At 64.9% G+C, this 24,476-nt stretch carries 25 protein-coding genes and 1 tRNA gene; 23 read left to right on the top strand and 3 right to left on the bottom strand.

Annotated features, from left to right (window positions below):
* The first annotated feature begins 3 nt into the window (after window positions 1-3).
* The 5 genes from AC56KW_RS05770 (at window position 4) to AC56KW_RS05750 (ending at window position 4,990) form a co-directional block, all read left to right on the top strand.
* A complete protein-coding gene (locus AC56KW_RS05770) occupies window positions 4-2,244 on the top strand; it encodes a RelA/SpoT family protein (RefSeq protein ID WP_497169771.1) in 2,241 nt (746 codons plus the stop codon).
* Between the two features lie 89 nt (window positions 2,245-2,333).
* Complete coding sequence (locus AC56KW_RS05765) at window positions 2,334-3,140, top strand: MlaE family ABC transporter permease (protein ID WP_497169770.1); 807 nt, start codon at window positions 2,334-2,336, stop codon at window positions 3,138-3,140.
* 19 nt (window positions 3,141-3,159) lie between these two features.
* Complete coding sequence (locus AC56KW_RS05760) at window positions 3,160-4,107, top strand: MlaD family protein (protein ID WP_497169769.1); 948 nt, start codon at window positions 3,160-3,162, stop codon at window positions 4,105-4,107.
* Window positions 4,104-4,733: a hypothetical protein gene (locus AC56KW_RS05755; RefSeq protein WP_497169768.1), complete on the top strand. Its 630-nt coding sequence runs from the start codon at window positions 4,104-4,106 to the stop codon at window positions 4,731-4,733. Before AC56KW_RS05760 ends, AC56KW_RS05755 begins: the two co-directional genes overlap by 4 nt.
* A gap of 80 nt (window positions 4,734-4,813) precedes the next feature.
* The gene (locus tag AC56KW_RS05750; protein ID WP_497169767.1) at window positions 4,814-4,990 is read left to right on the top strand and encodes a hypothetical protein; all 177 of its coding nucleotides are present in this window, start codon (window positions 4,814-4,816) and stop codon (window positions 4,988-4,990) included.
* 4 nt (window positions 4,991-4,994) lie between these two features.
* Here the strand turns inward: AC56KW_RS05750 and AC56KW_RS05745 are convergent, their stop codons facing one another.
* Window positions 4,995-5,939 (bottom strand): NAD(P)/FAD-dependent oxidoreductase, encoded by a 945-nt coding sequence (locus AC56KW_RS05745; RefSeq protein WP_497169766.1) that lies wholly within the window; start codon window positions 5,937-5,939, stop codon window positions 4,995-4,997.
* An 84-nt stretch (window positions 5,940-6,023) separates the two neighbouring features.
* On the bottom strand, window positions 6,024-6,947 hold the full coding sequence (locus AC56KW_RS05740; protein WP_497169765.1) for a cation diffusion facilitator family transporter: 924 nt from the start codon (window positions 6,945-6,947) through the stop codon (window positions 6,024-6,026).
* 134 nt (window positions 6,948-7,081) lie between these two features.
* Here AC56KW_RS05740 and AC56KW_RS05735 point away from each other — a divergent pair.
* The 11 genes from AC56KW_RS05735 to AC56KW_RS05685 all read left to right on the top strand — a co-directional run bounded on the left by AC56KW_RS05735 (window position 7,082) and on the right by AC56KW_RS05685 (window position 17,914).
* Window positions 7,082-7,158: transfer RNA gene (locus tag AC56KW_RS05735), tRNA-Val, on the top strand.
* A 248-nt stretch (window positions 7,159-7,406) separates the two neighbouring features.
* Window positions 7,407-9,317, top strand: coding sequence for a threonine--tRNA ligase (thrS, locus tag AC56KW_RS05730; protein WP_497169764.1), 1,911 nt, complete (start codon window positions 7,407-7,409; stop codon window positions 9,315-9,317).
* Window positions 9,317-9,874 carry a translation initiation factor IF-3 gene (gene infC / locus AC56KW_RS05725; RefSeq protein WP_497169873.1) on the top strand — a complete coding sequence of 186 codons (558 nt, stop codon included), beginning with the start codon at window positions 9,317-9,319 and terminating at the stop codon, window positions 9,872-9,874. The genes thrS and infC overlap by 1 nt, the downstream gene beginning before the upstream one ends.
* Window positions 9,875-10,168: 294 nt before the next feature.
* The gene (gene rpmI, locus AC56KW_RS05720) at window positions 10,169-10,369 is read left to right on the top strand and encodes a 50S ribosomal protein L35 (protein WP_005667419.1); all 201 of its coding nucleotides are present in this window, start codon (window positions 10,169-10,171) and stop codon (window positions 10,367-10,369) included.
* A gap of 20 nt (window positions 10,370-10,389) precedes the next feature.
* Window positions 10,390-10,749, top strand: a complete 360-nt coding sequence (gene rplT / locus AC56KW_RS05715) for a 50S ribosomal protein L20 (protein ID WP_123070124.1) — start codon at window positions 10,390-10,392, stop codon at window positions 10,747-10,749.
* Between the two features lie 131 nt (window positions 10,750-10,880).
* Window positions 10,881-11,894 (top strand): phenylalanine--tRNA ligase subunit alpha, encoded by a 1,014-nt coding sequence (pheS, locus tag AC56KW_RS05710; protein ID WP_497169763.1) that lies wholly within the window; start codon window positions 10,881-10,883, stop codon window positions 11,892-11,894.
* Between the two features lie 25 nt (window positions 11,895-11,919).
* Complete coding sequence (pheT, locus tag AC56KW_RS05705; RefSeq protein WP_497169762.1) at window positions 11,920-14,346, top strand: phenylalanine--tRNA ligase subunit beta; 2,427 nt, start codon at window positions 11,920-11,922, stop codon at window positions 14,344-14,346.
* Between the two features lie 149 nt (window positions 14,347-14,495).
* Window positions 14,496-14,864 carry an integration host factor subunit alpha gene (locus tag AC56KW_RS05700; protein ID WP_497169761.1) on the top strand — a complete coding sequence of 123 codons (369 nt, stop codon included), beginning with the start codon at window positions 14,496-14,498 and terminating at the stop codon, window positions 14,862-14,864.
* A 16-nt stretch (window positions 14,865-14,880) separates the two neighbouring features.
* A complete protein-coding gene (locus tag AC56KW_RS05695) occupies window positions 14,881-15,288 on the top strand; it encodes a MerR family transcriptional regulator (protein ID WP_497169760.1) in 408 nt (135 codons plus the stop codon).
* Window positions 15,289-15,574: 286 nt separating this feature from the next.
* A complete protein-coding gene (locus tag AC56KW_RS05690) occupies window positions 15,575-16,207 on the top strand; it encodes a response regulator (protein WP_091873377.1) in 633 nt (210 codons plus the stop codon).
* A 186-nt stretch (window positions 16,208-16,393) separates the two neighbouring features.
* Window positions 16,394-17,914: a CHASE3 domain-containing protein gene (locus AC56KW_RS05685; protein ID WP_497169759.1), complete on the top strand. Its 1,521-nt coding sequence runs from the start codon at window positions 16,394-16,396 to the stop codon at window positions 17,912-17,914.
* Here the strand turns inward: AC56KW_RS05685 and AC56KW_RS05680 are convergent.
* Entirely contained in the window at window positions 17,895-18,629 is a 735-nt protein-coding gene (locus tag AC56KW_RS05680) for a Crp/Fnr family transcriptional regulator (RefSeq protein ID WP_497169758.1), read from the bottom strand. The two genes, AC56KW_RS05685 and AC56KW_RS05680, sit on opposite strands and share 20 nt — an antisense overlap.
* Window positions 18,630-18,984: 355 nt before the next feature.
* On the opposite strand from AC56KW_RS05680, the gene AC56KW_RS05675 reads away from it, so the two are divergent.
* The 7 genes from AC56KW_RS05675 to AC56KW_RS05645 all read left to right on the top strand — a co-directional run bounded on the left by AC56KW_RS05675 (window position 18,985) and on the right by AC56KW_RS05645 (window position 24,455).
* Window positions 18,985-19,656 carry a response regulator transcription factor gene (locus AC56KW_RS05675; protein WP_497169872.1) on the top strand — a complete coding sequence of 224 codons (672 nt, stop codon included), beginning with the start codon at window positions 18,985-18,987 and terminating at the stop codon, window positions 19,654-19,656.
* Window positions 19,657-19,666: 10 nt separating this feature from the next.
* Window positions 19,667-21,010 (top strand): sensor histidine kinase, encoded by a 1,344-nt coding sequence (locus tag AC56KW_RS05670; RefSeq protein WP_497169757.1) that lies wholly within the window; start codon window positions 19,667-19,669, stop codon window positions 21,008-21,010.
* 125 nt (window positions 21,011-21,135) lie between these two features.
* Window positions 21,136-21,573 (top strand): type IV pilin protein, encoded by a 438-nt coding sequence (locus AC56KW_RS05665; RefSeq protein ID WP_497169756.1) that lies wholly within the window; start codon window positions 21,136-21,138, stop codon window positions 21,571-21,573.
* On the top strand, window positions 21,561-22,229 hold the full coding sequence (locus AC56KW_RS05660) for a prepilin-type N-terminal cleavage/methylation domain-containing protein (RefSeq protein ID WP_497169755.1): 669 nt from the start codon (window positions 21,561-21,563) through the stop codon (window positions 22,227-22,229). Before AC56KW_RS05665 ends, AC56KW_RS05660 begins: the two co-directional genes overlap by 13 nt.
* Entirely contained in the window at window positions 22,226-22,666 is a 441-nt protein-coding gene (locus AC56KW_RS05655) for a type IV pilus modification PilV family protein (protein WP_497169754.1), read from the top strand. The genes AC56KW_RS05660 and AC56KW_RS05655 overlap by 4 nt, the downstream gene beginning before the upstream one ends.
* The gene (locus AC56KW_RS05650) at window positions 22,663-23,862 is read left to right on the top strand and encodes a PilW family protein (protein ID WP_497169753.1); all 1,200 of its coding nucleotides are present in this window, start codon (window positions 22,663-22,665) and stop codon (window positions 23,860-23,862) included. The genes AC56KW_RS05655 and AC56KW_RS05650 overlap by 4 nt, the downstream gene beginning before the upstream one ends.
* A complete protein-coding gene (locus tag AC56KW_RS05645) occupies window positions 23,862-24,455 on the top strand; it encodes a pilus assembly PilX family protein (protein ID WP_497169752.1) in 594 nt (197 codons plus the stop codon). The genes AC56KW_RS05650 and AC56KW_RS05645 overlap by 1 nt, the downstream gene beginning before the upstream one ends.
* Window positions 24,456-24,476 lie beyond the last annotated feature (21 nt).

Genomic DNA, 24,476 nt, shown 5'->3' with positions numbered 1-24,476 from the left:
GCCATGGTATCGACCGCCCTGCTGGGCGACGTCAACATCGGTCTGGTCCAGGGCCTGAGCCAGGAGGACTGCGCGCGCGTGCACGCGGCGCTCGACTACGCGGCCGAGGGCTACGGCGAGCGGCTCGCGGCCTCGGGCCAGCGCGCGTTCGAGTTCTCGCTGGGCGCCGCCGGCACCCTGGCCTACCTCAACACCGACGCCGAGACCCGCATCGCGGGCCTCTTGTTCGAGCTGGCCCTGATGGAGCCATCCACCTTCGCCCGCATCGAAGAGCGCTTCGGCCCCGAGGTGGCGGCGCTGGTGCAGGGCGTGCACCAGCTGATCCGGCTGCGCGACCTGACCGCCGGCCAGGCGCCGGTGGGCAGCGGCAAGAACGCGGCCCAGCAGGCCGCCGCGCAGAACGAGACCTTGCGCAAGATGCTGCTGGCGATGGCCACCGACATGCGCGTGGTGCTGATGCGCCTGGCCTCTTGCGCCGCCACCTTGCGCTACTTCGCCGAGCGCAAGCGCTTCGACGAGGTCACCCACGCCTATGGCCGCGAGGTGCTCGACTTCTACGCGCCGCTGGCCAACCGCCTCGGTATCTGGCAGCTGAAATGGGAGCTGGAAGATCTGGCCTTTCGCTTCATCGAACCGGACACCTACAAGCGCATCGCCAAGATGCTCGAAGAAAAGCGCATGTCGCGCGAGAGCTTCGTGGCGTCGTCGATCGGGCGCCTGCAAAGCGAATTGGCCGCGGCCGGCATCAAGGCCGAGGTATCGGGCCGGCCCAAGCACATCTACAGCATCTGGAGCAAGATGCGCGGCAAGGAGCTCGATTTTACCGAGCTGTACGACGTGCGCGCCTTCCGCGTGATCGTGGCCGACATCAAGACCTGCTACACGGTGCTGGGTGTGATCCACAATATCTGGACCCCGGTGCCGAAGGAGTTCGACGACTATATCTCGCGCCCCAAGCCGAACGGCTACCGCTCGCTGCACACGGTGGTGACGGCTGACGACGGACGGCCGCTCGAAGTGCAGATCCGCACGCAAGAGATGCACAACTTCGCCGAATACGGCATCGCCGCGCACTGGCGCTACAAGGAAGAGGGCGGATCCAACTTCAAGAGCCAGCAGTATGACGAGAAGATCGCCTGGCTGCGCCAGCTGCTGGCCTGGAAGACCGACGTGGCCGATGCGGTGACCGGCCAGGAAGACCTGCAGAAGGAATGGGTCGAGAAGCTCAAGGCCACCAGCCTGGACGACCGCATCTTCGTGCTGACCCCGCAGGCGCGGGTGCTGGAGCTGCCGGTCGGCGCGACGCCGATCGACTTCGCCTACCATTTGCACAGCGACGTCGGCCACCGCTGCCGGGGCGCCAAGATCGACGGCACGATGGTGCCGCTGAATACCCCGCTCAAGAACGGCCAGACCTGCGAGATCATCACCGCCAAGGGCGGCAGCGTCGGCCAGGGGCCGTCGCGCGACTGGCTCAGTCCCGGCTACGCGGCCAGCAGCCGCACCCGCTCCAAGATCCGCGCCTGGTTCCATGCGCTGGACCAGGCAGAGACCCTGGCCCAGGGCCGCGCCGCGGTCGAGAAATCGCTCCAGCGCGAAGGCAAGACGGCTGTCAACCTCGAGCTTCTGGCGCAAAAACTCGGTTTCGCCAAGGTCGACGAGCTGTTCATCGAGGTCGGCAAGGACAAGTTCAGCCTGCGCCACGTGGAAGCGGCGCTGCACGAGAACGCCGAGCCGGCGCCCGTCGAGGACGCGGCGGTGGTCAACAAGAGCCGCGCCTCGAGCGTGGAGCAGGGCGCCAAGTCGGGCGTGCTGGTAGTGGGCACCGAAGGCCTGATGACGATGCTGGCCAAGTGCTGCAAACCGGCGCCGCCCGATCCGATCGTCGGATTCGTCACGCGCGGCAAGGGCGTCTCGATTCACCGCCTCAGCTGCAAGAACTTCGCCGAGATGCAGGCCAAGTCGCCCGAGCGCGTGATCCATGTCGAATGGGGCACGGCCGGTTTCGAGACGGTGTACCCGGTCGACCTGTTCATCCTGGCGCAAGACCGCCAGGGGCTGTTGCGCGACATCTCCGAGGTGTTCTCGCGCGAGAAGATCAATGTGATCGGGGTGAACACGCAAAGCGCCAAGGGCCAGGCGCGCATGGTGTTCACCGCGGAGATCGGATCGACGGCGCAGGCGCAGAAGGCGCTGTCGGCAATCATGGAGGTGTCGGGGGTGATGGAGGCGAGGAGGCAGTAGACGCATAATCGTCCGGCGCGGCATCGTGCGAACGTAATCATTTGTCACGAGGCCGCGCACGCGCTTGCCAACGAAGTATCATTCAGCCCATGCCGCGAACGATCCCTCCCATCGCCCAACCGAACCGGTGGCCCGTCTACCTGGCGCGCTACCTGCGCAGCTGGTGGTACATGATCCACCTGGGCGCGATCGCCGTGGTCACGGCGCTGTCGCCCTCCACCTGGCGCCGCGCGAGCTTTTACGCCACCGCGCGCCACATCCACGCCAGCACCTGGCAGGTGCTGCCCTGGTTCACCCTCGCTTCGGCGCTGGTCAGCTTGGTCATCATCCGCATCGTGCTGGTCACCGCCAAGAGCTACGGCCTGTCCGGCTTCGCGCTCGAGATGGTGGTGCGGGTGCTGGTGCTCGAACTGATTCCCCTGTCGGCTGCCATGTTCGTGGCCCTGCGCGCCAGCATGGCCTTCGACGCCTCGGCCCTCGGCCTGGCGCGTACGGGCCTGTCGATCCGCGCCGCCAGCGACGAAGCGCTGCGCCGGGTACGGCGCGACCTGGTGCCGCAGCTGATCGCCAATGCGGTGGCGGTCCTCTCACTGGCGATGGTCACGTCGATCATCGTGCTGCTGCTGGCCTACCTGAACGTGTACGGCCTGTCGCCCTGGGGCATTCCCGACTACACCCGCACCGTGGGCCGCGTGTTCGCGCCGGTGGTGACGGCCGGCTTCGTGCTCAAGACGGTGCTGTTCGGGCTGGCCGTCGCCCTGATCCCGACCGCCGCCGTCCTCGAGCTGCAGCGCTATCCGCGGCGGCTCAACACCTCCGTCCAGCCGGGCGCGCTGCGCCTGCTGTTCGTGCTGATCGTGATCGAGGCCGGTTCGCTGGCCTTGAAATACATCTGAATCCTGGAACGAGAACTTCATGCCGGACCTGACTCCCGACCCCTCCATCCCCGACGAACCGAAGAACGTCGAAGCCAAGGCAGTGATCCTGCTGGTGCTGCTGGGCCTCCTGATCGCGTCCTTCGTACTGTACGTGATGTACGCGCGCGGCGTGTTCGAACCCACCCAGCGCCTGACCCTGGTGGCTGACGATTCGTCGGGCGTCATCCCGGGCATGGACATGACCTTCGCGGGCTTTCCGATCGGGCGCGTGCGCCAGGTCGACCTGGGCGACGACGGCAAGGTCCAGATCACGGTCGACGTCCAGAGCAAGGACGCCAAATGGCTGCGCGCGTCGAGCGTGTTCACGCTGGAGTCGAGCATCGTGGGCGAGACCCGGCTGCGCGCGTACACGGGCGTGCTGACCGACGCGCCGCTGCCGCCGAATTCCACGCGCACCGTGCTGCGCGGCGACGCTACCGCCGAGATCCCGCGCATCGTCGCCACCGCGCGTGCGCTGCTCGAAAACCTGGAAACCATGACCGCCTCGGGCTCGGACGTCAACGCCAGCCTGGCCAACCTGTCGGCGGTGACCGGCCGCATGTCGGGCCGCTACGGTGTCCTGGGCGGCGCCCTGGGCGGCGACGAAGAGGCGCGCAAGCTGATGGAGGCGCTGGACCGGGTCAACGCCATCCTGGCCAAGGCCGACCAGCGCGTGTTCGGCAAGGCCGGCGTGATGGACGACACGCAGGCCGCGATCCGCCAGCTGGACGTGGTGCTGCAGGACGCCAGCACCACGCTCAAGAAAGTCGACGCGGTGCTGGTCGAGGCCCAGGCGGTCGGCGCCAACACCCGCGAAGCCACCGAAGACCTGGGAGCCCTGCGCGGCGAGGTCGACGCCAGCCTGCGCAAGGTGAACCGCCTGGTCGAGGAAATCAACCGTAAATGGCCGTTCGCGCGCAGCAGCCAGGAGATCAAGCTTCCATGAAAATCGTTTCGTTGATGATTGCCGCGGTGCTGGCGGGCTGCGCCAGCAAACCGCTGCCGCCGGACTGGCAAGCGAACGCCAAGGGCGCGCTCGACGCCTCGGTCGACGATTACCTGAAGGGCCACACGGCGGCGTCCGCCTCTGAATTCCGTGAGGCGCGCGCCGCGACGGCGGCCACCGGGCGGCTCGACCACGTCGCCCAGGTGGAGCTGGTGCGCTGCGCGGCGCAGGCGGCCAGCCTGGTGTTCGAGGATTGTCCGGGCTATGCGGCACTGGCCGCCGACGCGACTCCAGGCCAGCGCGCCTACGCCGCTTACCTGGCGGGGCAGTGGGACGGGCTGGAGGCGGCGCTGCTGCCCGAGCAGCACCGCGCCGTCGTCGCGGGCGGCGCGCTCGACAAGATCGACGACCCGCTCTCGCGCATGGTCGCGGCCGGGGCGTTGTTCAAGGCCGGGCGCATGACGCCGCCGGGGATCGTGCTCGCGGTCGACACGGCGTCGAACCAGGGCTGGCGCCGGCCCTTGCTGGCCTGGCTCGGGGTGCAGGAGCAGCGCGCCAGGGCGGCCGGCGACACGGCGGCGGCCGAGCAGATCCGGCGCCGGATGGCGCTTGCATCGGGACAATGAAGGCATGGGGGCTTGAACGACAGCTTGAGCATCACCCCGAACCGGCCATGGACTGGCCTACGTGCGCCATTAAGGCAAATATGAAAAATATCGTCGCTAAAGCAGTGCTGGTGGGACTCGGTGTCGGCATCGGGTCGGTCGTCTACGACCTTGTCTCAGGTGGGTCGCGCGAATTCAGTTGGTGGCGCATCGCCATCATCGGTGTCATTGCGGGCGTACTCAGCGCGGCCTGGGCGGCGCGCAAGCCGTCGGCCTGAGCAGTTATACGTCGGTCTTGCAGCGTAGCGCCCACGGCAGGGTGTTATGAATGGTGGTCGCGGCGATGGCGGCCTGGCCGGTCGCCACGGCGATCTGGTTCAACCCGCGCGTGACGTCGCCGATGGCGAACAGTCCCGGCACCGAGGTGCGGCAGTGGTCGTCGACCACCAGCTTGTCGCACTCGACCGTCTCGGCGCCGAGCGCCGCAGCCAGCTTCGAGCGGGCCGATTCGCCCAGCATCGGATAGAACACGTCGCACTCGTAATCTTCGCCGTCTTGCGTATGCAGCACTGGCCGCAAGTCGTCGGTCAGGGTGACGCCCAGCAGCGGCGACGTGATGTGCCGCACGTTCGCCGCCTCGAGCTTGCGCTTTTCCTCGTCGTTGACCGCCGATTCGTCGGCCCGTTCGAACAGCAGCACGTCGGTGCTGAAGCTGCGCATGAATAGCGCGTGGCCGACTGGATTGACCTCGGACGTCGCCACGGCGATCCGCTTGTCGATCACATCAAAGCCATCGCACACCGGGCACAGGCGCACCGCGCCGGCGGCCACCGCTTCTTCCCAGCGCTCGACCGGCATGCCGGCATCGGCCACGCCGGTGGCGAGCAACACTGTGTGCGCCCGCAGCACCGTCAGGTCGCCTTCGGGACTGCAGCAGCCGGCCACGAACAAGCCATCCTCGATGCGCAGGTCGACGACTTCGCCGGGAATGACATGCCCGCCGTAATTGCCGAGCTGGCAGCGCAACTGGTCCAGCAACAGCTTGCCGTTGATTCCATCCGGAAAGCCCGGGTAGTTATGGGACACGGGAATCCAGCCCAGGCGGCTATTGCCCTTGTCGACCAGCGCGACGTTGCGCGTGAAGCGGTGCAGGTAGATGGCGGCGGTCAGGCCGCCGGGGCCGCCACCGACGATCAGCGTGTCGAAAACGTTCGATGTGAGTTCCATGCGCCTGATTATCGCGCGCACCGAACGGCCGGGCTGTCGGCGCGCGCCTGAACGCCGGGTGGGCATGGGCTTACACGAGGCAGCCTATAGCGACTTGCCGCCGGCCGCCTCCGGCTGCAGGGTGACGTGGTCGATCCCGTGGCGCTCGCGCAGCATGGCGCGCACCGCTTCCAGCACGGGCGGCCATTCTTCCAGGCTGCGGATCTCGATGTGGCCGATCAGGGCTGGGTGGCCCGGGGACATGTCCCACACGTGCATATCGTGGACGCCGAGGACGCCGTCGACCGCCGCCATGTCGGCGCCGACCTGCACGTAGTCGATCGCATGCGGTACGCCTTCCATCAGGAAGTGGTACGACTCGCGCAGGATGCCGCTGGTCGAGCGCAGGATCAGGAGGGCGACGAAGATCGACAGGATCGGGTCGGCCTGGACCCAGCCGGTGACGTAGATGATGGCGCCGGAAGCGATCGCCGCCAGAGAGCCCAGCAGGTCACCCATGACGTTGACCAGGGCGGCGCGGGTATTGATACTGTCGTTGTTGCGCGAAAGAATCCACGCCACCAGCAGGTTGATCGAGGCGCCCAGGGCCGCGACCACCAGCACGATGCCCCCTTTCACCGGCTCCGGATGGAGCAGGCGCTGGATCGCTTCCCAGCCGATCCAGGCGACGAGGCCCAGCATCGCCAGGCAGTTCACGAAGGCGGCCAGCGCTTCGGCGCGCACGAAACCGAAGGAATGGCGGGCCGACGGCGGACGCTTGGCGATCAGTTGCGCCAGCAGGGCCAGGCCGAGGGCGGCGGCGTCGGTCACCATATGGCCGGCGTCCGAGATCAGGGCCAGCGAGTTGGACAGAAAACCGGTAATGACCTCGACCGCGGCGAACAGCAGGGTGAGGCCGAGGGCAACCGCCAGCGCCTTCTGGCTGCGCGCCTCGATGGAATGCGTATGGCGCGCGTCGCCATCCAGGTGCGCGTGCAGGTGGGAAGGGTCGAGCGGCTTGTAATTCATCGTGTTCGCGGTAAGGATAGGTGCAATGTCGAAGTGTAAAGCATCCGGCACGAGAGAGCAGGGGCGGGCCCTACGGCAACTATTTCCGTGCGAGGGTTGCGGTTCCGTCACGCGGTCCCTATAATGGCGGCATCGGGCGGTTAGTTCAGCTGGTTAGAATACTTGGTCGACATCCAAGGGGTCGCAGATTCGAATTCTGCACCGCCCACCAGAACAAGAGGCTCCGGCACGCGTAGTAGGTGCTGGAGTCTTGATCATGTAAGAGCGAGAAAGGCACCGACGGTTATGACACCGCGAACTACAACCTGGTTGTGGGGGAGTCGCTAGACGCGATGGGGTGTGCTTTTGTTCGACACAACAGAGAAACGCGGCTAGTGCCGCGTTTTTTTTCGTCTTCAGATTTTTTATTGTCTTTTTGATTATTTTCACCGGCGCCGTGCGCCACGATTGGAGAACAGCATGCTGAACGTTCGACTTCCCGATGGCTCCAGCCGTCAATTCGACGGCCCCGTGACGGTGGCCCAGGTAGCACAGAGTATCGCCCCGAGCCTGGCGAAGGCAGCCCTGGCCGGCAAGGTCAACGGCAAGGTGGTCGATACCTCGCACCTGATCGATGCCGACGCCGACCTGGCGATCGTGACTGACCGCGACCCGGAAGGCCTGGACGTGATCCGTCACTCGACCGCCCACTTGCTGGCTCATGCGGTCAAGGAATTGTTCCCGGAAGCCCAGGTCACCATTGGCCCGGTCATCGAGAACGGTTTTTACTATGACTTCTCGTACAAGCGCCCGTTCACGCCGGATGACCTGGCCGCCATCGAAAAGAAAATGGTCGAGCTGGCCAAGAAGGACGAGCCGGTCACCCGCAAGGTCCTGCCGCGCGACGAAGCCGTCGACTATTTCAAGTCGATCGGCGAACACTACAAGGCGGAGATCATCGCGTCGATCCCGGCCAATGAAGACGTCTCCCTGTACAGCGAAGGCAGCTTCACCGACCTGTGCCGTGGCCCGCACGTGCCGTCGAGCGGCAAGCTGAAAGTCTTCAAGCTCATGAAGCTGGCCGGCGCCTACTGGCGTGGCGACTCCAAGAACGAGATGCTGCAGCGCGTCTACGGCACCGCCTGGGCCAAGAAGGAAGACCAGGAGCAGTACCTGCACATGCTGGAAGAGGCCGAGAAGCGTGACCACCGCAAGCTCGGCAAGGCGCTGGACCTGTTCCACTTCCAGGAAGAGGCGCCGGGCCTGGTGTTCTGGCACCCGAAGGGCTGGACCGTCTGGCAGCAGGTGGAGCAATACATGCGCCACAAGTACCAGGTCGCCGGCTACAGCGAAGTCAAGGCGCCGCAGATCCTGGATCGCACGCTGTGGGAAAAGACCGGCCACTGGGAAAACTACCGTGACAATATGTTCACGACCGAGTCCGAAAACCGCTCGTATGCGCTCAAGCCCATGAACTGCCCGGGCCATGTGCAGATCTATAACTCGGGCATGCGTTCGTACCGCGACCTGCCGCTGCGCTTCGGCGAATTCGGTCAGTGCCACCGCAATGAGCCATCGGGCGCGCTGCATGGCCTGATGCGCGTGCGCGGATTCACCCAGGATGATGGCCACATCTTCTGTACCGAAGAGCAGGTCGAGCGCGAAGTAACGCAGTTCCACGCCCAGGCGATGGGCGTCTACGACGACTTCGGCTTTACCAATATCGACGTCAAGCTGGCGCTGCGTCCGGATAGCCGCATCGGTTCCGACGAAGTCTGGGACCAGGCCGAAGAGTCGCTCCGGTCGGCGCTGCGCGCCTGCGGCGTGGAGTGGACCGAGCTGCCGGGCGAGGGCGCCTTCTATGGGCCGAAGATCGAATACCACCTGAAAGACAGCCTGGGTCGCCCATGGCAGGTGGGCACCGTGCAGGTCGACTTCTCGATGCCGGGCCGCCTCGGTTCGGAGTATGTCGCGGAAGACAATACCCGCAAGGTGCCGGTCATGCTGCACCGTGCGATCGTGGGTTCGATGGAGCGCTTCATCGGCATCCTGATCGAGAACTACGCCGGCGCACTGCCGTTGTGGCTTGCGCCGGTGCAAGTTGCGGTGCTGAATATTTCGGATGCACAGGCCGATTACGTCAAGCAGGTCGAGGCAAAGCTGCGCGCTGCGGGACTGCGCGTACACGCTGATTTGCGGAACGAGAAGATCACCTATAAAATACGTGAACATTCCGTCCAAAAACTGCCGTACATCCTCGTTGTCGGGGATAAAGAAAAGGACGCGAACACTGTGGCCGTGCGTGCCCGCGGTAATGTCGATCTGGGCGTAATGTCCGTCGATGCGCTCGTGGAGCGTCTGGTTGGCGAAATCGCCGCCAAGACGAAATAATCCCGGCCAATACCAATACATTCAAAGGAAAAGACATAGCTACTGACAAGCAGAATCGCATTAATGGCGAGATCACCCATCCGGAAATGCGCTTGAACGGTGTGGACAACGAGCCGCTGGGCATCGTGACCCTGGCCGAAGCGTTCCGTCTGGCCGAAGAAAAGAACGTCGACCTGGTTGAGATCGCGCCAAATGCGGTCCCTCCGGTCTGCCGCCTGATGGACTACGGCAAGTTCAAGTATTCGGAGCAGAAGAAGGCCCACGAAGCCAAGCTCAAGCAGAAGATCATTCAGGTCAAGGAAGTCAAGTTCCGTCCGGGTACCGATGAGGGCGACTACAGCATCAAGCTGCGCAACCTCATCAAGTTCCTGGAAGAGGGCGACAAGACCAAGATCACCTTGCGCTTCCGCGGTCGCGAGATGGCCCACCAGGACATCGGCCTGCGCATGCTCGAGCGCTTGCGCGGCGACCTCGAAGCCGTTGGCGTGGTCGAGCAGTTCCCCAAGCTCGAAGGCCGCCAGATGGTGATGGTGGTAGGACCGAAAAAGAAGAAGTAATTCTTCGCGCGAGGCAGATACACGGCCGGGTCCGTGGCGGGGGTGAAAGCCCTTGCCGCGGCCCGGCTTTCACTCGTCCGTGCTTCGCGGCCGATGTGCGGATTGCCGGATGAGTTGCCGGCGACCATCCTGTTCCCCCAAAACCTGTGCTACAATCTGCGATTCCTGTTTTTAGAAACAGGTTGTAGCAGACTCGCTTCTGCTGCAAGACAAGTGAAAGTAGGCATCCAAGAGCAGCGTTGCTGCCACCTGCAATCCTGTCCCATATGAGGCTGTCCGCAAGGGCAGATGACTATGCCAAAAATGAAAACCAAGAGCTCCGCGAAGAAACGTTTTCGCGTGCGTCCGGGCGGTACCGTCAAGTCGGGCATGGCGTTCAAGCGTCACATCCTGACCAAAAAGACCACCAAGAACAAGCGCCAGCTGCGCGGCACCCGTAACATCAATGCGTCGGACGTGACCAGCGTCTACCGCATGATGCCATCTGCTGTTTAATCTCACACTAAGGAGCGAATATGCCTCGAGTAAAACGTGGGGTTACTGCACGTGCCCGTCACAAGAAAGTTCTTGACCTTGCAAAAGGTTACCGTGGTCGCCGCAGCAAGGTATACCGTATTGCCAAGCAAGCAGTCATGCGCGCTGGCCAGTATGCCTACCGCGATCGCCGCAACAAGAAGCGCGTCTTCCGCGCACTGTGGATCACCCGTATCAACGCGGCTTCGCGTTCGCACGGCATGACCTACAGCGCCTTCATGAACGGCCTGAAAAAGTCCGCGATTGAACTGGACCGTAAAGTCCTGGCCGACATGGCTGTGCATGACAAGCCGGCATTCGCCGCGATCGTCAGCGCCGTCAAGGCCAAGCTGGCTGCTTAATCTCAGTCTGCTAGCAAGTCGGTGCCATGCTAGACATAGCATGGCGCACTAGAAGCGGGGCAAGGTTCACACCTGTGCCCCGTTTTTGATTCTGGCGCCTCCCGCCAACGAAAAACAGGAAAAGAACAAGCATGAACTTGGAACAACTCGTCGTCGCGGCCCGGACCGACTTCGCGGCCAGCGTGGACGCCGCCGCGCTCGAAAATGCGAAAGCCAAGTACCTGGGCAAGACCGGCCAGGTGACCGACCTCATGAAGGGCCTCGGCAAACTCGACCCCGAACAGCGCAAGGCGCAGGGCGCCCTGATCAATGCCGCCAAAGAACAAATCGAACAGGCCTTGACCGCCCGCCGCGAAGCGCTGGCAGAGGCGCAGCTGATGCTGCGCCTGTCCGCCGAGAGCATCGACGTCACCCTGCCGGGGCGTGGCCGCTCGAAGGGCGGCATCCACCCGGTGATGCGCACCTGGGAACGGGTCGAAGAGATCTTCCGTTCGATCGGCTTCGACGTGGCCGACGGTCCCGAGATCGAGACCGACTGGACCAATTTCACGGCATTGAACAGCCCCGAGAACCACCCGGCGCGTTCGATGCAGGACACCTTCTATATCGAGGGCAACGACAGCACCGGCAAGCCGCTGCTGCTGCGCACCCACACCAGCCCGATGCAGGTGCGTTATGCGCGCACCCACACGCCGCCGATCAAGGTGATCGCGCCGGGCCGCACTTACCGCGTCGACAGCGACGCCACCCACTCGCCGATGTTCCACCAGGTCGAAGGCCTGTGGATCGGCGAAGACATCAGCTTCGCCGACCTCAAGGGCGTGTACCTGAACTTCGTCAAGGCCTTCTTCGAGACCGACGACCTGCAGGTGCGGTTCCGCCCTTCGTACTTCCCGTTCACCGAACCGTCGGCCGAGATCGACATCGCCTTCGGTTCCGGTCCGCTCAAGGGCCGTTGGCTCGAAGTGTCGGGCGCCGGCCAGGTGCACCCGACCGTCGTGCGCAACTTCGGACTGGATCCGGAAAAGTTCATCGGCTTCGCGTTCGGCTCCGGCCTCGAGCGCTTGACGATGCTGCGTTATGGAATCAACGACCTGCGCCTGTTCTATGAAGGCGACCTGCGTTTCCTGAAGCAGTTCAATTAATTTGCGAAGCTGAGGTAAAAAGAATATGCAATTCTCGGAAAACTGGCTCCGTTCCATCGTCGATCCGAAGATGAGTTCGGATGAGCTGTCCCATCTCTTGACCATGTCCGGCCTCGAAGTCGAAGAGGTCGAGGCGGTCGCGCCGCCGTTCTCGAACGTAGTGGTGGCGCACGTCGTCGAAGTGGCGAAGCACCCGAACGCCGACCGCCTGAACGTGTGCCAGGTCGATGCCGGCACCGGCACCCTGTTGAACATCGTGTGCGGCGCGCCGAATGTGCGCGCCGGCATGAAGGCGATTTGCGCCAAGGCCGGCGCGCTGCTGCCGCCGGGCGCCGACGGCAAGCCGTTCGAGATCAAGGTCGGCAAGCTGCGCGGCGTCGAGTCGCAGGGCATGATGTGTTCGAGCAAGGAGCTGGGCATCTCGGAAGACAGTAACGGCCTGATGGAACTGCCGGAAGACGCGCCGGTCGGCCAGAACATCCGCGATTACCTGGGCCTGAACGACCTGAAGTTCACGATCAAGCTGACCCCGAACAAGGCCGATTGCCTGTCGGTGCTGGGCGTGGCGCGCGAAGTGGCCGCGCTCACCGGCTCGCCGCTGTCCCTGGCGCCGACCCGGGCAGTCGCGGTCAATAGTGATGAGATCCTGCCGGCCAAGGTGTCGGCGCCCGACCTGTGCGGCCGTTTTGCCGGCCGCGTGATCCGCGGCCTGAACGCGCGCGCCGCGACGCCCGAGTGGATGAAACGCCGCCTGGAGCGCAGCGGCCAGCGCTCGGTGTCGGCCCTGGTCGACATCTCCAACTATGTGATGCTGGAAGTCGGCCGTCCGTCGCACGTGTTCGACCTGGCCAAGATCCATGGCTCGCTTGACGTGCGCTGGGGCAAGAAAGGCGAGTCGCTCAAGCTCTTGAACGGCAACACGGTCGAGATCGACGAGTGGGTGGGCGTCATCGCCGATGAGAAAGAAATTGAATCGCTGGCCGGCATCATGGGCGGCGATTCGACCGCTGTCAGCCTGGACACGACCGATATCTACCTGGAAGCGGCGTTCTGGTGGCCGAACGCCATCCAGGGCCGCGCCCGCCGCTACAATTTCTCGACCGATGCGGCGCACCGCTTCGAGCGCGGCGTCGACTACGCGACCATTCCCGAGCACATCGAGCGCATCACCGCGCTGATCGTCGAGATCTGCGGCACCGGCGACACGAAGGTCGGCCCGGTCGACGACCAGGTCGTCAACCTGCCACAGCGCCAGCCGGTGATGCTGCGCACGGCGCGCGCCCAGAAAGTCATCGGCGTGCCGCTGACCGATGCTGTCATCGCGGACATCTTCACGCGCCTGCAGCTCGGGTTCGTGCGCGAGGAAGGCAAGTTCCTGGTCACCGCGCCGAGCTACCGCTTCGATATCGAGATCGAGGAAGACCTGATCGAGGAAGTCGCGCGCGTATATGGCTTCGAGAACATCCCGGCCAATCCGCCGGTGGCCCCGAGCGCGATGCTGATCGCGCCGGAAGACACCCGCTCGCTGTTCGCGATCCGCCATCAGCTGGCCGACCTGGGCTACCAGGAAGTGGTCAATATGAGCTTCGTGGAAAGCGCCTGGGAGCAGGATTTTGCCGGCAATGCCGCACCGATCCGCCTGCAAAATCCGATCGCCAGCCAGCTGAGCGTGATGCGTTCGAGCCTGATCGGCAGCCTGGTGGCCAACGTCCGTTACAACATCAACCGCAAGGCAGGCCGCGTGCGCGCCTTCGAAGTCGGCGCCGTGTTCAGCCGCAATGCCGAAGTCCAGGATGGTCCACTGGCGGTGGCCGGCTACGCGCAGCCGAAGCGCGTGGCGGCGATCGCCTACGGCCCTGCGGCGGACGAGCAGTGGGGACAAGCGACCCGCGCCGTCGATTTCTTCGACATGAAGGCCGACCTGGAAGCGCTGTTCGCCCCGCGCCAGCTGCGTTTCACCAGGGCCGAACACCCGGCGCTGCACCCGGGCCGCTGCGCCTCGGTCGAGCTGGACGGCATGCAGATCGGCCTGATCGGCGAACTGCACCCGCGCTGGCTGCAAAAATACGACTTGCCGCAGGCGCCGGTGCTGTTCGAAGTCGACGCCGAGGCCTTGCGCCAGCGCGTCGTCCCGCGCTACACCGAGATTTCGAAGTTCCCGGGCGCCACGCGCGACCTGGCGCTGGTGGTGAAACAGGATGTGCCGGCCCAGTTGGTGATCGATGCATTCAATGCTGAAATCGCGACAAATCCAGCAGGCAAGATCGTGCAAGCCGTTGTTTTGTTTGATGAATATCGCGGCAAGGGCTTGGAGACGGATGAAAAAAGTCTTGCTTTCCGCTTTAGCTTGCAAGATACTCAATCGACGCTGCAGGACGAAGCGGTCGATGCCATCATGGCAGCGGTCGCCCAGTCGGCGGCGACAAAACTGGACGCGCGCTTGCGCGCTTGACAGGGCAGCACCACGACCTGACGGGAAAGCCACGGCTTTTCCGTCGCTTGACACATCGTTTGACGTGAAGGCAGGGCTTCAAAATTAACAATAACGACGTTGATTCCGCCGTCTTCCAAGAGGCGCTGGCCGCCGACCTGGACCGCGCCATGCACGTGGCCCGGGCGCGCAAGGAAGCTGAACAGTCATTGCCGACCTTGACCAAGGCCGAGCTGGCCGAGCTGCTGTTCGAGCAGGTCGGGTTGAACAAGCGCGAAGCCAAGGACATGGTCGAGACCTTTTTCGACGAGATCCGCAATGCGCTCGAGCGCGGCGAGGCGGTCAAGCTGTCCGGCTTCGGCAATTTCCAGTTGCGCGACAAGCCGCAGCGGCCCGGCCGCAATCCGAAAACGGGAGAAGAAATCCCCATCACGGCGCGCCGCGTCGTGACTTTCCACGCCAGCCAGAAACTCAAGGGGATGGTCGAAGAGACCCCGTCGAGCAGTTCGCCCACGGGTTCCCTGGCGCGTGCAGCCTGAGGACACCCCATAAGCGATGAATGACCGACTGAACAAGATCGACACGAACGTGCTGCCGCCAATTCCGGCCAAGCGGTATTTCACGATCGGCGAAGTCAGCGAATTGTGCGGGGTCAAACCTCACGTCCTGCGCTACTGGGAGCAGGAATTTACTCAGCTCAAGCCGGTCAAACGTCGTGGAAACCGCCGCTATTACCAGCACCACGAGGTGCTGCTGATCCGGCGCATCCGTGCGCTGCTGTACGAGCAGGGCTTCACCATCAGCGGAGCACGCAACCGCCTCGACCATCGCGCAGCCAGTGCGGCGCTCGAGCACGGCGCGCCCGAGCTGCCCGTCAGTCCGCCAGCGATCGACGGCGACAAGCTGCGCGCCGATCTGCTCGACATTCTCGACCTGCTCAAGAATGGGTCGCGGCCGGCCTAGGGCCGAGGGTCTGCGACCCCCTCCCTGCCGCCACGTCCGTCGCCAACAAGGCCTGTCGTGTACGTACCGTGCCGCGCTCCAGGGCCGACTTTGCCCCTCGGCGGGTCGTCTCCGGTTCAGGCGCCGGCATCGCGCCGATAACGAACACTCAAGCATTCGTGCACTCTGTTGAACGCGGGCTCCGGAGTGTTAAAATGTCACTCGCGCATATGCTGAATCTAACGCATGTAAACCGGGCAGAGCAGACCCGGCACTTTCCTGCGCAAGGAAAATTTAAGGGAAGACAATGATACGCGTTGCCATTTGTGACGATCACCAGATAGTTAGAGCAGGATTCAAGCAGATTTTCTCGTCGTCGGGCGATTTCGAAGTCGTCGCCGAGGGCGCTACCGGCCGCGAGGCGCTCGATATCGCTCGCCGCGAGATCTGCGACGTGCTGCTGCTCGATATCGCGATGCCCGACCAAAGCGGCATCGACATCCTGCGCACCATCCGCCAGGGCCAGCCGAACCTGCCGGTGCTGATCCTGTCTGGCTACCCGGCGCAGCAGTACGCGCTCAACCTGTTCAAGATGGGCGCCAACGGTTACCTGAACAAGGAATGCGAGGCCGACGAGCTCAAGACCGCCGTACGCACGGTGTTCCAGGGCCGCCGCTACGTGTCGTCGACCGTCGGCGAACTGCTGGCCCAGAGTTTCGACCGCGATCCCAACACGGCCTTGCACACCGAGCTGTCCGACCGCGAGTTCCAGGTCTTCTTGCGCCTGGCGAAGGGCGCGACCGTGTCCGACATCGGCAACGCCCTGTCGCTATCGATCAAGACCGTGTCCACCTACCGTACCCGCATCATGGAAAAAATGGGCCTGCAGTCGAATTCCGACCTGACCTATTACGCCATGAAGAACAACCTGCTTGACTAATCCCGCCGGTTTTTCGATCCGATTATTCTGCCAGCGCGCCCTCCGGGCGCGTTGTCATATCTGCGATCGATATGGGTGGCCTAACCCAAATGCAACAAATAGTTACGTCCAGGCATTTCGCGGTGCAACACGGCGTCCTTACGCCTATAATGAAGGGCCACATTCCATGCGCGAAAGGAAGCCTGGATGGTTTTCTCTACCGCTGCGGACGAATATGCGATCCGTAGTCTCCCCCTTCACAAGACGCTGCTGTGCCTGATGTGCGTGGTACTGCTGGTCGCCAACGCCGTTTTCCTGGTGCGCAACCTCGATGATTTGCGCGCCGCGAATACGCTGCAGGCGCAGACCGCGCAAGTATCGGACGAGCTGCAATACCTGAATCTGCTCGTCACCGATGCCGAGAGCAGTCTGCGCGGCTATTTCCTGTCGGGCGATGAGGTCTACCTCGGGCCCTTGCGCAGTGCGCCGCAACAGATCGACAAACAATTTCACGCGCTGGGCCGTTTGCTGGACGACAACCCCTCACAGACCAAGAGCCTGCAACAATTGCGTATGCTGGTGGAAAAAAAGCTGGGTCTGCTGCACCAGTCGCTCGAGGTTTATCGCCAGGGCGGCTTGAACGATATCGTGGCGATCGCCGCTTCGCCCGACGATCGGGCGCAGATGGACGAGATCCGCCTGCAAGTCGTGATCATGACGCGCGAGCAGAACGAATTGCTTACCACGCGCACCGCCTCCTTCTACCAGCAATACCGCCATGCGGCGCTGTTTGGCGTGGGCATTAATGCCGCCGCCATCATCGTCTTGCTGCTGTTCTATAACTTGATCAAGCGCGCGTTCCGCTCGCGCCTGCTCGCCGAGCGTGCCTTGCAATGCACCAACGACGGGCTGGAAGAAATCGTGGCCGAGCGCACCGCCCAGCTGTCGGTCCTGTCGCGCCACCTGATCCGGGTGTCGGAAGAAGAAAAATCACGCCTGGCGCGCGAACTGCACGATGAGATGGGCGCCAACCTGACGGCGATCGGCATGGATTTGTCGACCGTGAGCGAACACCTGCGTGCGAGCCATCCGGAACTGGCGTCCAAGCTGGCAAGAGCGCGCCGTACCCTGGTCGATACGGTGCAATTGAAGCGCCGCATCATCGAAAACCTGCGTCCGAGTCTGCTCGACAATATGGGCTTGTCGGCCGCGCTGCAAAGCTATTGCGCCGACTATGCCCGGGTGACCGGCCTCGATTGCGATGCGCTGATCGATCCCGGGGCCGATGCCGCAGGCCCGATGCAGGCGATCGCGCTGTTCCGTATTACGCAAGAAGCGTTGAACAATATTGCCAAGTACGCCAAGGCGCGTACGGTGATCGTCAACCTGACGCGCGAGCCCGAGGGCTGGGGCCTGGAAGTCACCGACGACGGCATTGGCATTCCGGACGACGCCATGGCCAGGTCGAAATCGCATGGCTTGCTGGGGATGCGAGAGCGTGCCTTGCTTTTGGGCGGGACACTGGTGGTGGAGCGGGGCGTGAATGGGGTCGGGACTTGCGTGCGCGCCTTGATTCCGGCGACGGCCCCGGGGGGCAATGAAGAGATGGTGACGACCGCGCCGGGGCTGGCGCGTACCTGCGGGGCGGCGGTGCTCCTGGACCAGCCCGGCGCGCTCGATAGCGGCGCCGGGGCGGTGAAGCGTCATCTCAACGCGCCACATCCATGAGCAGGCGGTCGTATTCCGACTTGGCGACCTTGTAGCATTCACCGGCGTATTCTTCGAGGCCGGCGCGGTCCAGCACCGTGATATTGCCGCGGCGGTACTGGATCAGGCCTTCGTCCTGCAGCTTGCCTGCGGCGGCGGTGATGCTTTCGCGACGCACGCCAAGCATGATCGAGATCAGCTCTTGCGTCACTTTCAGTTCGTTGCTGGCAGAGCGGTCCAGGCGGTCGAGCAGCCAGCGGCACAGCTTCTGTTCGATCGAGCTGTGGCGGCCGCCGACGGCGTTCTGGGCCATCTGGGCGAACAGCGCATTGGTGTAGCGCATCAGCAGCTGTGGCAGGGCGCCGCCGCGGTTGAAGGCGTCACGCAGGTATTGGGTCTTGAGGCGGTAGCCGTAGCCGGCGCTCTGGACCACGGCGCTGCAGGTAGCACGCTCGCCCATGAACAGCGACACGCCGACCGCGCCTTCGTGGCCGACCACGGCGATCTCGGTGGTGGCGCCGTCTTCCATCACATACAGCAGCGACACGATTGCGGTCGTTGGAAAATACACGTATTCCAGTTTGCTGCCATACTCGAACAACTCTTTGCCGAATGGCATGGGGACCAGTTCAAGGTGGTCGAACATGTCTTCCAGGTCGGTGCGTGGCAAGGCGGCCAGCAATTCGTTCTGCTGGGTGCCACTGTAGCTCACGACGGGTTTCGACGAGGACTTCATTGCCTCACTCGTGGCAGGGACCTGGTTTTTTGCTTTTTGGGTGAGACCACCAAACTGAGTGTTGTTCATCTTATGTCCTCTTATGTCTATCGTACGTCGGGTGCGATTCTGTGAGGCTTGTCTTTCTTACCTCATCGCGATGGGTGTACTTTAAGGCTACCGTCTGTTGCCGCACATAAGACGAGTATCCGCCCCCATGTAGGTTCCAAGCATCATGTCATGTCAGTCCAGTCCTACTGGGGAGAACAGGTTTTTCCGCACATTCCGCCGTATAGTTTCGTCAAGGAACGTCGACATGCCGCATAATTCGCCTGCGCGCGCGATGCGCTTCATGAAGACAGGGCGAAAAACGACGATGGGGCTGCGGGTATTGCTGGTGGAAGACGATGCGGTGCTGGCCGACGGCCTGCTGCGCGCCCTGCAGGCGCAGGACATGACGGTCACGCTGGTGCATGACGGGCTGGCCGCCGACAGCGCGTTGCAAGGGACCGGACTTGACGTCGCGGTGCTCGACATCGGCCTGCCCGGCATCGACGGCTTCGAGGTGGTGCGCCGCTTGCGCGCGCGTGGCGCGGCCACCCCGGTACTGCTGCTGACGGCCCGCGACGCCGTGGAAGACCGCGTCCGCGGCCTCGAAACCGGTGCCGACGACTACCTGGTCAAGCCTTTCGCCACCGCCGAACTGGTCGCCCGCATCCGCGCGCTGGCGCGGCGTCACGCACCGCCGTCCACCACCATGTCGCTTGCCGGCCTGAGCCTGGACCGGGCCACCCGCCGCGCCCGTGTCGCCGGCAACCCCATCGAGCTATCTGTGCGCGAGTGGGGCGTGCTCGAATACCTGCTGCAGCTGGCCGGGCGGGTCGTGTCCAAGCAACAGATCATCGACGCCATCCTGCCCTGGGGCGAGGACGTCACCCAGAACGCGGTCGAAGTCTATGTATCGCGCCTGCGCCTCAAACTCGAAGGCTCGGGCGTGGCGATCCGCACCATCCGCGGCTTCGGCTACCTGCTGGAAGCGGCCACGTGACGATGGTCGCATGAGCAGCATCCGGCTGCGCCTGCTCAAATGGCTGCTCGGCCCGATCCTGCTGGTCAACCTGGTGCTGGCCGCGCTGGTGGCGGCCCTGGCCTGGACCCCGGCCCAGGTCGCTTTCGACAGCAGCCTGCTGGATACCGCCAACGCCCTCGCCGGACGGCTGGCGGCGGGCGCCGCGCCGCAGTTGCCGCCGTTGCCGGAGTCCGGCGTGGAGCGCAGCTGGTTCGTGGTGCGCGACGCCCAGGGCCGGCACCTGGCCGGGGCGGCCGGCTTTCCCGGCCTGCGCCCCGGCGCCGCGCCCCATGACGCCGAGGTCGACGGCGAGCCGGTGCGGGTCGTCGCGCTGGCGCTCGCGACGCCCGACGGCATGCGTCACCTGGGCGTGGCGCGCACCCTGCGCCAGCGGCTCGAAGTGCGCTCGGCCATCGTGCGCTCGCTGGTGGTGCTGGTCTCGCTGGTCACCTTGACCCTGGTCGGCGTGGTCTGGCTGTCGGTCAGCAATGGCTTGCGGCCGCTGGCGCGCATGCGCGCCGAACTGGCGGCGCGCGGCCCTGGCGACCTGGCGCCGATTCCCCCGGCCAGCGTGCCCTACGAAATCGCGCCGGTCGTCACCGGCTTCAATGAATTGCTCAACAAGGTCGAGGCCGGCGCGCGGGCCCAGCGCGATTTCCTCGCCGACATGGCGCACCAGCTGCGCACGCCGCTGGCCGGCATGCAGCTGCAGCTCGAGTGGCTGCGCGCGCGGCATGCATCCGATCCCGACACCATGCGTTCGCTGGGCCTGATGGAATTGTCCAATGAACGCATGATCCGCCAGGTCAACCAGTTGCTGGCGCTGGCGCGCGCCAGGGAGGGGCGGCAGGATGCCCCGCGCGCCGCGCTCGACCTGGCGCAACTGGTCGCCGAGACGATCCAGTACTTTGTCGGCCAGGCCGCCGCCAGGGACATCGACCTGGGTTTCGAGCTGGCCCCGGCGCCCATCGACGGCGACGCGTTCCAGCTGCGCGACCTGGTCGATAACCTGGTCGACAACGCCCTGCGCTATACGCCGGTTGGCGGCCGGGTGACGGTGGCGTGCGGGCGCAGCGACGAGGGTGAGGGCAGAGGCGCCTGGTTCAGGGTCGAGGATTCCGGCCCCGGTATTCCAGCCGCCAGGCGCACGGCCGTATTCGAGCGGTTCGTGCGGTTGGACGACAAGACCACGGGCAGCGGACTGGGCCTGGCGATCGTACGCGATATCGCGCAGGCGCATGGCGCCACCGTGGCGCTGGACGATGCACAGGGCGGCGGCGCCCGCGTCACGGTCTGTTTCGCTGCCCAAGTGGCAAGGAACGGGAGCGCGTGACGGGCCAATAGCGTCGTATTTGCGTCGCTGTCAGGACTTTGTCAGCTTTTCCTCAGGGAAATGACAGGTTCTCGGGATATCATTCTGCGTGGAAACATTTACGCGGAATCCGCCCAGGAGAACCCATGCATCAGCGCCAGTCCGGATTTACCCTCGTCGAGATCATGATCGCCGTCGTCATCGTCGGCATCCTGACCGCGGTCGCGCTGCCATCCTACGGCAGCTACGTGATGCGCGCGCGGCTGGCGGAAGCGCACGGCACGCTGGCGTCGCTCCAGCCGAAGCTGGAGCAATTCTGGGCCAATAACCGCAGCTACGACGGTTTCGACGACGAAGACCTGGACCCGCAGCAGATGCCGGCCAGCACCGATAACTTCGTCTACACGCTGGAAAACGCCGGCAGCGCGGGCTACCTGCTGGTCGCCACCGGCCGGGGCGCGGCGGCCGGCTTCAGGTACACGCTGACCCAGGCCGGCGCCCGCGCCACGACCGCGGCGCCGCTCGGCTGGACCAAGAGCGATACCTGCTGGGTCGATCGGAAGGACGGCTCGTGCACCCAGTAACGCTGCGCGCGCGGCGCAGGCCACGGCGGCAGGCGGGCTTCACCGCGCTCGAAGCCATCATCGCGGTGGCCATCCTCGGCATCCTGATGGCGGTCGGCATCCCGCGCATGTCCGGCTGGCTGTCCTCGACCAAGGCCGCCGGCGCCGGCCAGTTCTATGCCGAGGGATTCACGCTGGCGCGCACCCAGGCGCTGGCCCACAACAGCCAGAGCCGCCTGGTCTTCATCGAGACGCCCGGTGGCCAGCCGGGCTGGCAGGTCGACATCTGCTTTCGCAACTCGGGCAATGCCTGCGACGACGCCAGCAATGACTGGTCGACGCTCACCACGGGTCCGGGCGGCGCGACCGGCGAGGTCGGGGAGTCGGCGTCGTTCCGCTCGATCCGCCGCAGCGCCGCCACGCTGCCGCCACCGGGCTTGCTGGCGGTGACGCTGGGTCCGGATGACGATGGCGACGCCGTCTATTTCACGCCGATGGGCTGGGTCGACGGCGCAATCTCGCCGCGCGTCACCGAGGTCAACCTGGCGCCGGCCGCGGGCATGGAAAGCGAGTTCCGGCCGTCGGCCGTGATGCTGACGCTCGCCGGCATCGCGACGACCTGCGATCCCGCGATCGACCCGGCCGACGCCGGCGATTCGCGCAGGTGTCCGCGATGAGGCCGCGTTGCCAGAACGCCGGACGGCGCGCCGAACGGGGCATCGCGCTGATCGAGTCGCTCATTGCGGTCCTCATCCTGGGCATCGCGCTGGTGGGCACGCTCGGCCTGCAGGCGCGTTCGGTGGCGGCGCTGTCCGACGCCGGCCTGCGCGCCGAGGCGACGATCGCCGCCAACCAGCTGCTGGGCATGATGAACACCGATATCGCCAACGCCGCCGCCTATGCCGTGGCGAAGGCCGCCGCGCCAGGCGCGCGCCTGGCGCCCTGGCATGCCGAGGTGCGCACGCGTATTCCCGGCGCCACCATCGAGGTCGGCGTGACCCCGACCGCGGGCACCAGCCGCACCGAAGTCGATATCGTCATCGGCTGGCAGCGCACGACCGACAGCCAGGTCAACGTGCACCGCGTCACCTCCTACCTGTCGCCGGCGACATGAACGCCTTTGCGCAACGCCGCGCGCGCGGCTTTTCGCTGGTCGAGCTGATGGTCAGCGTCGTCATCGGCCTGCTGGCGATCCTGTTCGCGACCCGCATCATGACCGATGGCGCGCGCAGCAAGGATGCGGCAATGGGCGGTTCGGACTCGATGCAGAACGGGATGCTGGCCATGTTCCAGATCAGCGGCGACGCCGAGCAGGCGGGCTTCGGCCTGAACGACCCCTTGATCACCGGCTGCAATACCGTGTTCAGCGACAGCCAGGGTTATGCGCTGGCGCCGGCGCTGCGCGACGGTGCCCCGGTGACTCCGCTGGCGGCGGCCGTGATCGAGCCGGGCGGAGAAAGGCCGGACCGCCTGACCCTGTATGCGGGCGGCGCGACCGGCGGCGCCACGACCTTGCGCGTGACCCAGAACTACATCGGTGGCAACACCATTACGGTCGACCGTCGCCCCTGGGGCTATTTCGCGCTGGGCGACGTGATCGTGGTGGCGCCGGAACAGCCGGGCGAGGACTGCGCCATGGCGCAGATCTCGGTCGACCCGGCCACCCAGCCGCCCAGTCCGACCCAGCTGCAGTTCGGCTCGGTCCAGCAGCGCTTCAACCGCGGCCAGCTCGACGTCGACTACGACGGCAACACGACCCGCGTGTTCAACCTGGGCCCCGGCGCGCGCCTGGCCTTCCATACCTGGTCGGTCGACGGCGGCTACCTGCGCCTGCGCGCCACCGACCTGGCCGGCGCCGGCGCCAACAGCCAGCCGGTGGCCGACAACATCGTCATGCTCAAGGCGCAGTACGGCTTCGACACGCGCGAAAGCACCGACTTCAAGCCGGGATTGGGCACCGTGATCGGCCAATGGTCCCCGGGGATGATCGATGCCGATGCCGACGGCGTGGAGGGCGGCGCGGGCGACTACGGCCGCATCGTGGCGCTGCGCATCGCCGTGGTGGCGCGCGCGAAGAATCCGGAGCGCCCGGTGCTCGGTGCCGACGGCGAGCCGGCCTGCACCGCCACCGTCGAAGAGGAAAACCGCGAACCGGTGTACCTGTTCAACCGCGCGCTGCCCGAGGGCGTCGACGCCGTGCCGGTCAGGGTCGACCTGGCCGTCGAGGGCGACCCGGTCGACTGGCAGTGCTACCGCTACCGCGTGTTCGAGACCATCGTCCCGCTGCGCAACGCAGGGTGGAGGAACTGATGCCGATGCCGACCCGCACGGTGCGCCAGCGCGGCATTGCGCTGCCGGTCATGCTGATCATGATGGTGGTGATGCTGGTGACCAGTATCTACCTGCTCAAGTCGACCAATTCGACCACGCTGACGGCCGCCAACCTGGCCTACGACGCCTCGCTCAGCCGCGCCGCCGACCTGGGCCTGCACACGGGCTTCGAATGGCTCAAGGCGACGGCCGCCAGCAACAAGATCGCCCTCGACGGCAATCTCCCGGATGCCGGGTATTCCGCTGTCAGGCAACCCGGGCTGAACACCCGCGACAGCGGTTTCTGGGACGAGGCCATGACGGTCGACGGGCCCGGCGGCACCAGCGTCGAATACGTCATCCAGCGCATGTGCGCGTTCGAAGGGCCTTATGACAACCCCGACAACGTCTGCGTCCAGACCGCCGCCAACACGGCCATCCTCGGCACCCCGGTGGCGATCGGCGAAAGCCTGGCTTCGGACGCGCCCAGCTATGCCAGCAGCCCGCAGCTGCACTATGTGATCACCGCCCGCATCCAGGGTGCGCGCGGCGGCGCCGTGGTCAACCAGATGGTGGTCCTGATCGGCGTCTGACGCCGCCGAAAAAACTTTGAT

The sequence above is a fragment of the Telluria sp. RT2P19 genome, from assembly GCF_059685725.1.
The sequence above is the reverse complement of the archived record's forward strand: the minus strand, read 5'-3'. Positions and strand labels throughout refer to the sequence as shown.